Source organism: Mycobacterium sp. (assembly GCF_035499775.1).
GTDB lineage: Bacteria > Actinomycetota > Actinomycetes > Mycobacteriales > Mycobacteriaceae > Mycobacterium.
In genome coordinates this window covers 1-8,194 of sequence record NZ_DATJYB010000648.1, presented here as the reverse complement: position 1 = coordinate 8,194, position 8,194 = coordinate 1, and the positions used below count along the sequence as shown (strand labels likewise).

Here is an 8,194-nt window from a genome sequence, read left to right as displayed (position 1 = left end):
GCCCACGCCGCGCATCCGGGCGTACCCGTCAGCGGCGTAGCCTGCGTTGAGCTCGTTGCAGCATCCGATCCAATTGACCGCCGGGTGCTCGACGATCGCATCGTTTACCGGAAACGCGTAATCCCCGGCAACTCCGAAGATGTCGTCGACACCAATTTCGTTGAGCCGCCTCAAGACATATTGAATGACGGTTTCGCCCATGAGATACTCCGTAGGTAGTAGTCAGATATGTTGTAGTGCTTGGTTTTCCATCACCGTTGCCAACTCCAGGAGATCGCCGACCATCAAATCGAAGTCTCCTTTGGCCGGCGGTTGCTCGACTACGACACCGGCGCCGTATTCCAGAGGCCGGGAGACAAAGCAGGTATGCAGTCCGCATCCTGCGGCCGACTCGAGATCCGAGGGGTGAGAGGCCACAAAGAGCACCTCGGCCGGCGTACATCCGAGCAGAGCGACCGCACCCAGATAGGTTTTCGGGTCGGGTTTGTATTGCCGGAAGATGTCGGCGCCGAACACGGTGTCGAACGAGATGCCCGCGCCTCGGGCCAGCGACATCAACAGGGCGACATGGCCATTGGAAAGCGGTGCGACAAGGTATCTCGCACGCAGCCGCGCCATGCCTTCGGCGGTGTCGCGCCAGGCGGGTAGCTTGTGCCACATTTTCGCCAGGTGGTCGAGGGTGTCGTCGCTGAGCGCGGGCAAACCGAATTTCGGGGCCAGCTGGCGCATGGTTTCGGCTTGCAACTCGTCGTAGTTTGCCCATTCACGTTGCCCAGTACGCACTTTCGCTAACGCTGGGACATGGTCACGACGCCAGGCCAGCACCAGACCGGCCCAGTCGGCGGCGATATCCTGCGCCCTGCCCCACTGCTCTAGTTGGGTGACCAGGCCCGTGCGCCAATCAACCAGAGTCCCGAAGGTATCGAACAACAGCGCCCGAATCTCGCTCATCGCCGCATCTCCTCGGTCAGTCGAGCCGCACCATACTGCTGGTGGGAGTCGTAATCGACCAGGAAGTCCAAGTCGCAGCCCTGGTCGGCTTGCAGAACGTGCTGGGCGTGGAGTCGTTCGTACCCGCGAAGAGGTGTCGCACTGCTAGGCGGAGCTTCGGCGGCCCGACGAGCCAGCTCTTCTTCGTCCACCAGCAGATCCAATGTGCCGGCGATTGCGTCGAGCACGATCTCATCGCCGTCGCGGACGAGTCCGATGGGACCACCGACGGCGGCTTCCGGGGTGACGTGTAATGCCGTGGGTCCGCCTTCGGTTCCGCTCATGCGTCCGTCCGTGACGCACACCAGCTCGGTGACACCCGCGTTGCGAAGCACCGCTGGTATTGGGACGAAATCGATTTCAGGCATTCCCGGGGCACCCACTATCCCCGCATTGCGCAGCACGATGACGCTGTCCGGGGAAGCTTGCAGGTTTGGATCGGCAGCCCGCTCGTGCGCGTTGTGGAAGTCGAACACCAGGGCGGGACCGCGATGGGTCCAGAACTTGCGCGCTGCCGCCGACCGCTTGAATATCGCGCCCCGCGGAGCCAGCGACCCACGCAGCACCACGAGGCCACTCTTGTCCAGGAACGGATCGTCAAGCTCGCGCAGGCAGGGATGGGGCCGTGGCTTGGAACTGCGGACTGCGGCAGCGACGTCGGCCACCGTGCGCCCATCACCCAAGACGACGTCGCGGTTCAACAGCGGCTCCAGGACAGCCAGTAGCGCGGGGACGCCGCCGGCATGGTCGAAGTCCTCCAGCGCGAAGGGACCGGACGGTCGCACCCCGAGGACCTGCGGTGTCTGTTCACCGATGTCGGCGAACCGGTCGAGCCCGAGCGTCACGCCGAGGCGCCCGGCGATCGCCGTGAGGTGGATGAACTCGTTGGTCGAGCCGCCAGTGGCTGACAGCACACGGATGGCGTTGTCGAACGCAGCCGCAGTCATTCTGTCGTCGGGGCGAATGCCGTCGCGGGCCAACTCCACCGCACGCACGCCGGTGCGCTCGCCCAAGTCTCGTCGGCGCGATTCGACCGCCGGCACCGCCGCCGAGCCCGGCAACGCCATGCCGAGGACCTCGGCGGCGATGGCCATGGTGGTGGCGGTACCCATCACATTGCAGACCCCGACGGTGGGTGCGAAGGTCCCTTCGAGTTCGTCCCACTCCTGGTCATCAATGCGACCTGCGAACCGATCCGGTGCCAAATCCCAGATGTCTGTCGTGACGATGGAACGTCCCTGGAAAAACCCGCAGCTGCGCGGGCCGGCGGTCAGCATGATGGCCGGCTTGCCCGCGCTGGCCGCGCCCATCAGCTGCGCCGGCACCGTCTTGTCGCAGCCGGCCAGCAACACCACCCCGTCGATGGGACTGCATCGGATCATCTCCTCGACGTCCATCGCCATGAGGTTGCGCAGCAGCATCGAGGTCGGCTTGAGCATGTTCTCGTTCAGCGAGATGGTGGGAAAGACGACCGCGGTTCCGCCGGCCGCGGTGACTCCTCGTCGCACCGCTTCGGCCAGATCGCGCAATCCCATGTTGCAGGGATTGAGTTCACTGAAGCTGGAACAGATCCCGATGATCGGGCGCCGCCGCACCTCTTCCTTGCTCAAACCGCCGGCCCGCAGGAACGCCCGCAGGATCGTCCCTTCCGCATCACCGGCGAAGTGATCCCCGGTGACCGGGGGTCCGCCCCCTGCGGTGGCATCGCGCCGGGGGCGCTGCGGCGAGTGGCCGTCGCCAGATCCGATGGGCTCTGTTGTCATGTCACATTCTCCCTATGTTGGTGTTGGCCTACGCAGCGTTGACCGTGATCTTGAAGATGGCGGTGATGATGGCGCCGAATGCGCCCCGTCCGCCGATGAAGAGGCGCTTGGTGTCGTAGCCGGCAACGTCTTTCATGTTTTCGCCGCCGAAGCGGGCCGCCGCCTGCCCGTCGGGTAGAACGACGTCGAGGCCGAGCAGGGCGTGGCGCACAGCCTGTCGTTCAGCGGCGCTCGGGTTGGCGATGAGTTCGCCGACGGTGCGCTGCGTGGCCTCGGCAGGGATGGCCGCGCAGCTCACTCCGTGTTCGGCGAGGTGCCGGGAGAGTTCATCGAGAGTCACGGAGGCCCCAACAGCCAGACTTAAATTCGCTGTGTTGACCGCGATTTGGGTTCCGCCGCCGGTCGTCGCAGCCGTCGTCGTATGCCCTTGGAGTGCGGTACACAGAGCGGCCTCGAAGGAAGTGACGCGGGGTTCGTCCGGCGATTCATCGGGCAGCATGATGCCGGGGTTCAGCAGCCCAGTGGGATCGAAGACCCGCTTGATCGCGCGTTGTGCGGCGATCTCGACTATGTACCAAGCGTTTTTGATGGCCGACGGCAGATCGGTGATGTATTCGAGTGTGGCGGGTTGGCTGCCTGGGCGTGACTTCAGGAGTGCGGGTAGCTGCTGGTCGATGAACTTCTTGGCGTCGTCGAGTGGGCGCTCGGAAATGTCGTAAAGGCGCACGACGCCAACCCCGGTGGCGTACGTCATGGCAATGCGACGGCCAAGCGTGCCAGCTCCGAGAATGGCAATCGGGCGGTTTTCGATGTTGGTGGGGAGCGAATAATTCATTGTCACACCTTGTGTTTCCACTGTTGTGCCTTCGGTATCCGTCCGCAGGGGTCGGTTAAGTGGTGTTTTGCAGTGCGTTCAGCACCGCGCGGGTGCGCAGATCTCTCTTAGCCACGAGGCGGTCGTAGGTCGCTTCGCCAACTCCGTATGCGGCCTCGATATCACCGATCAACTTCTCCACGACTTCGGGATCGCGGGAAGGAGTTCCCAGCTCTATCTGACCGGTTTCGGCGCCCACGCCGGCAAAGAGATGGCGCGCGCCCCCGACACCTCCGCCGAGTACGTTTCCTTCGAACAGCCCGATGGTGGCCCAGCGCAGGCCCAGGGAGTTTTGCAGGATGGCGTCGAATTCGCCCACGCCGACGACTCCCGATTCGACAAGGTACTGGGCTTCCCGGGTCATTGCCATCTGCAAGCGATTGGCGACGAAACCGGGAAGCTCCTTGCGAATGACCACCGGCGCACGGTCCAGCTCACCGTAGAGGCGGACGGCTCGGGCGACGGTGTCGTCACTGGTCTTGTTACCCGGCACCACCTCGACCAGCGGCATCAGCGCCGGCGGGTTGAACGGGTGCCCGACGATAATACGGTCGGCCCTGTCGAAGTCTTCGGCGATCAACGATGCGGCAATCGACGAACTCGACGTTGCCAGTACGGCGTCGGACGGTGCGGTTTTAAGGAGGGCGCCGAAGATCTGCTTTTTGAGTGGCAGTCGTTCGGGCCCGTTCTCCTGGACCAAATCCGCGCCCTGGACCACCTCGTCCTGGTCGTGGCTCCAGGTCACCAACGGATCGTCGGCTCCGAACTCGCCCTGCACCCATTGCTCAAGTTGCGGGCTGGGATCGGTGATGGCCACCCGCCATCCGTGGTCGCGGGCCAACCGGGCCCAAGACAAGCCGATCACACCCGCACCAATGATCGCCATAGCCCGCGGTGTTGTAGTCGTCATTCGCGTAAACTCCTCTGTTCCTGGTGAATTCGATCGCGAGCTATACGCCGGCAATCCCGGTGACAGGCTTGCCCTTGAACACAATCTGCTCGCCACTTCCGTCCAGCCGCACGGCACGAATCTGCCCGGAGAGGTCGCTGACGTATGCGACGCCCGCCGGCATATCGACTGCGAGGCCGATGGTTTCGTGATAGTGGGCCGAGACCACGGTCACGTCGCCGCCGGGTTGGCCCACCGCTGGTATCGCGGCCTTGTTCAGGGTGTTTCCCCGTGGCGGATCACCGCGATCCGTCCAGTACATCGTGTTGGTGTCGTGGTCGAGTTCCAAATCGATGGGTTCCGGCAGCTTCGACCAGAGCACCTCGATCTGACGTTCACCGACAGGTGCATTGAGCGATGTACGAAAGATCCGGCCGTCGTTGCCGTTCGCCGGGCCCTTCTGCGTCCAGTACAGCAGCCCGTGCTCTTCGTCGACTGCGACGCCGACGCACTGGTTGCGGATTATCCGACGGTCGGCTTCGGTGGTCGCGACCACGACCTCATCGCGCAGGTCGGTGCCATCGATCCGCGCGCTTCGCACGGCGGCGCCCTCCCGGTCAGACCAGTAAAGCCGCCCGTCCGACCACGCCCCCGCCAACTGCTTACCGGTGACAAATGATCCGGGCGGCAGGATGTGGGTGCGCCCCGTGCCATCCATCCCGGCGCGCTCCAATGATCCATTTCTGCGATAGAAGTCGAGATCATCATCCGTTTTGGGGGCCCGCCCTTCCGGTAACCCCGGCGCGCCCATATTCGTCCAGTAGACGTATTTCCGACCCGGATCGACAACGATGCCGTCGGGTCCATCGGTCAATCCGTCAACCAGCGTGCTCGACTCACCGTTCGTGATGTCAATCTTCAACAACGACTGTTGAATTGGACTCAGTGCTAGTAAGTGACTGAACATTCGATGGTCCCCTTCGAGATGCCTTGACGATGTAGACAATCATCGACGCCGCGAGGGTGCGTTGGCATCCGCAAGTCCACAGTGCGAGTCCACAGTCAGCCGGGTCGCCTCAGTCAACGAGGACGCGGTCGAGCTGCCTGCGCGACTGGACGTTGAGCTTGGTGAAGACTTTTTGCAGGTGATACTCCACCGTGCGGGTGCTGATGAACAACCGCGCACCGATCTCGGGGTTGGAGTGCCCGTCGCGGGCCATCCGCGCGATCTGAGCTTCCTGCGCCGTCAGCAGCTGAGGGTCGGGAGCAATGGTGCGCCTACGCGCCGTTTCGCCGGTGGCCTCAAGCTCGCGGCCGGTGCGACCGGCGAACCCCTCCATGCCCATCTCCTCAAACATGTTGTGGGCCAGGCGAAGCTCGACTCGGGCCTCGCCGCGCCGGCGCTCCCGACGCAGCCACTCGCCGTAAAGGAGATGCGCGCGCGCCAGATCCGGGCGCAGCCGCGTGCGGCCCAGCCGCGCGATGGCCTCCCGGAACAGCTCCTCGACCTCTGGCCCCTCGTTGACCAGCGCCCGACACCGGGCCTCCACACCGCGTGCCCAATCGGTGCCGGCAGCAGTGGTCACCTCGGCAATCTTGTTAACGGTATCGACGGCGACGTCGGTATGTCCGCAGCGTACGGCAGCCTCGACGAGCTCGATAGCCCGAAAGGAACCAACTGAGAGCCGGGCGATCAACGACGATGGCTGGCGATGACTCGCGGAGCGTAGGGCTGCTTGGTAGTTGCCGACACCGTTGTTCGCCATTGCGCTGGCCCAAGTGGCCACCGTCATCGCGTACCCTTCGCCCCGTTGGCTCAGATCGCTGCGCGCCGCGTCGATCAGATCGCTGACTTCGCCGGGTCGGCCCCGCATCCCCGCCACAATGAGGGCCGCGTACGGCGGAAAACCTTTTCCAAGCGCTTCCGTCATCGCCTGCAGCTCCTGGCTCAACGCCGCCGCATCGGTCAACTCGCCGGCGTATGCGAGGCAGAGGACTTTGATGGGGAGGGCCAAGGGAAGCTCGCTTAGCGCGCCAAGGCTTCGGGCAAGCTCGACGTGGCGATCCGAAATCCGTTGCCAGCGGTCGTGGTCCAACAGGTGCTGGGAGGCCAGCATGCTGGCGAGGAAGAGCCCGCGCAGCTCATCCTCGGCAGACATGCCGGTGCCGAACTGATCGAACGCGGTGCGCAGGATCCGCGCCCCCGCCGTGTATCCCTGGTTGTAATGGGCCGCGATGCCGTCCAGGAGGAGGTCAACTGCCGTGGGGGTGCCCGCAGGTGACGGCGCGTCCGCGGCGGCCCGGGCAAGTTGTCCGACGTCGCCGACGGTCCCATCGTCGGTGAAGATCGCGGCCGTCACTGCCTGGAGGTAGGTCGACCGGGCCAGGCCGGCGTCAATGGACTCCAGCCGCTGAGCGGCCTCCAGCAACAACTGCGGTGCGCCGCTGCCCCGGGTGGTCGCAAACGCCAGCTGGGCTTGGATCAGATCGATGCGAGCCTGCTGACAATCACTGGGCGCTTGGGCTTTCGCGATCGACAGCAAGTCGCGCGCAGCCTCAAACGCGCCGGCCCGAACCTGAGCCGACGCTGCGGCCAGCGCCCGCTCGACCCGCTTTTCCGGATGCAGCGTCAATGTGGTTGCGCGCTCCAAAAACGCCGCCGCCGCGGCCAACCCCCCACGAGCCTGCGCCCGACCCGCCGAACCCTCCAATTCGGCGGCCACGTCCTCGTCGGGTCCCGCCGCGGCGTGCGCAGCGTGCCAGGCATGACGATCAGGGTCGTGCTGCGCATCGGTGACCTCCGCCAAGGCGGCATGCACCCGCCGGCGCTCCCCCACCGAGGCCGAGGTGTAGACCACCGAGCGCACCAGCGGGTGCCGAAACAACACCCGGGTACCGAACTCAACCAAACCTTCCTCGACGGCCGGCTCCGCCGCCTCGGCGTCGATCCTCAGCCTCGCGGCGGCCCGCCATACCAACCCCGCGTCCCCGAGCGGATCAGCCGCCGCGATCAAAAGTAACCGCCGGGTTTTCTCGGGCAGCACCGCCAGCCGCCGCCCGAAACCCTCGGCCACGCCGCCCTGCAACCGCACCGCGCCGGGCAACCCAAAACCACCCGTCCACTGCGCAGTCGTCAACGCCCGCGGCCACTCCAACAACGCCAGCGGATTACCACCGGTCTCAGCCACCAGCTGATCACGCACCCAGCTATCCAGCGGCACGCTCACCGCAGCATCCAGCAACGCCCGCGCATCCGCAGCGGCCAATCCCGCCACGGGAAGCTGCGATAGCCCCTCCAAATAGGAGCTGGGAACCCGGGCACCAAAGACCACGCACACCGATTCGGCCGCCAGCCGGCGCGCCACAAACCCCAGAACCTGCGCCGAGGCCCGATCGAGCCACTGCTCATCGTCGACGATGCATACCAGCGGCCGCTCTTCGGCGACCTGGGCAAGCAGCCCCAGTGTGGCGAGCCCGACCAGAAGGCGGTCGGGCGCCGGTCCCGAACTCATCCCAAACACAACGCGAAGCGCATCTCCCTGCCGCTCCGGCAAATCCCCCAGGCCGTCGAGCAGCGGCGCGCACAACTGATGCAAGCCGGCGAACGCCAGCTCCATCTCCGACTCCACCCCTGCGATCTGCACCACCCGGCACTGCGCTGCACGCTCAATCAGATAC

At 65.1% G+C, this 8,194-nt stretch carries 6 protein-coding genes and 1 pseudogene; all 7 read right to left on the bottom strand.

Going from position 1 to position 8,194, the window contains the following annotated elements:
• Positions 1–201: thiamine pyrophosphate-binding protein (locus VML93_RS38370; RefSeq protein ID WP_325619089.1), on the bottom strand; the 201-nt coding region annotated here is incomplete at its 3' end.
• Positions 202–222: 21 nt separating this feature from the next.
• Complete coding sequence (locus VML93_RS38365) at positions 223–951, bottom strand: haloacid dehalogenase type II (protein WP_325619087.1); 729 nt, start codon at positions 949–951, stop codon at positions 223–225.
• A complete protein-coding gene (locus VML93_RS38360; protein WP_325619085.1) occupies positions 948–2,753 on the bottom strand; it encodes a dihydroxy-acid dehydratase in 1,806 nt (601 codons plus the stop codon). Before VML93_RS38360 ends, VML93_RS38365 begins: the two co-directional genes overlap by 4 nt.
• A gap of 175 nt (positions 2,754–2,928) precedes the next feature.
• Positions 2,929–3,588, bottom strand: a pseudogene (locus VML93_RS38355) (3-hydroxyacyl-CoA dehydrogenase NAD-binding domain-containing protein); the annotation flags it as partial.
• Positions 3,589–3,643: 55 nt separating this feature from the next.
• Positions 3,644–4,537, bottom strand: a complete 894-nt coding sequence (locus tag VML93_RS38350) for a 3-hydroxyacyl-CoA dehydrogenase NAD-binding domain-containing protein (protein WP_325619083.1) — start codon at positions 4,535–4,537, stop codon at positions 3,644–3,646.
• A 40-nt stretch (positions 4,538–4,577) separates the two neighbouring features.
• Positions 4,578–5,483, bottom strand: a complete 906-nt coding sequence (locus VML93_RS38345) for a hypothetical protein (RefSeq protein WP_325619081.1) — start codon at positions 5,481–5,483, stop codon at positions 4,578–4,580.
• A gap of 109 nt (positions 5,484–5,592) precedes the next feature.
• On the bottom strand, positions 5,593–8,194 hold a 2,602-nt coding region (locus tag VML93_RS38340), incomplete at its 5' end, for a helix-turn-helix transcriptional regulator (protein ID WP_325619079.1).

What these genes read in the sequence shown, in the direction of transcription:
- VML93_RS38365 (WP_325619087.1), bottom strand. Translation starts at nt 951, where the DNA reads ATGAGCGAGATTCGGGCGCTGTTGTTCGATACCTTCGGGACTCTGGTT.
- VML93_RS38360 (WP_325619085.1), bottom strand. Translation starts at nt 2,753, where the DNA reads ATGACAACAGAGCCCATCGGATCTGGCGACGGCCACTCGCCGCAGCGC.
- VML93_RS38350 (WP_325619083.1), bottom strand. Translation starts at nt 4,537, where the DNA reads ATGACGACTACAACACCGCGGGCTATGGCGATCATTGGTGCGGGTGTG.
- VML93_RS38345 (WP_325619081.1), bottom strand. Translation starts at nt 5,483, where the DNA reads ATGTTCAGTCACTTACTAGCACTGAGTCCAATTCAACAGTCGTTGTTG.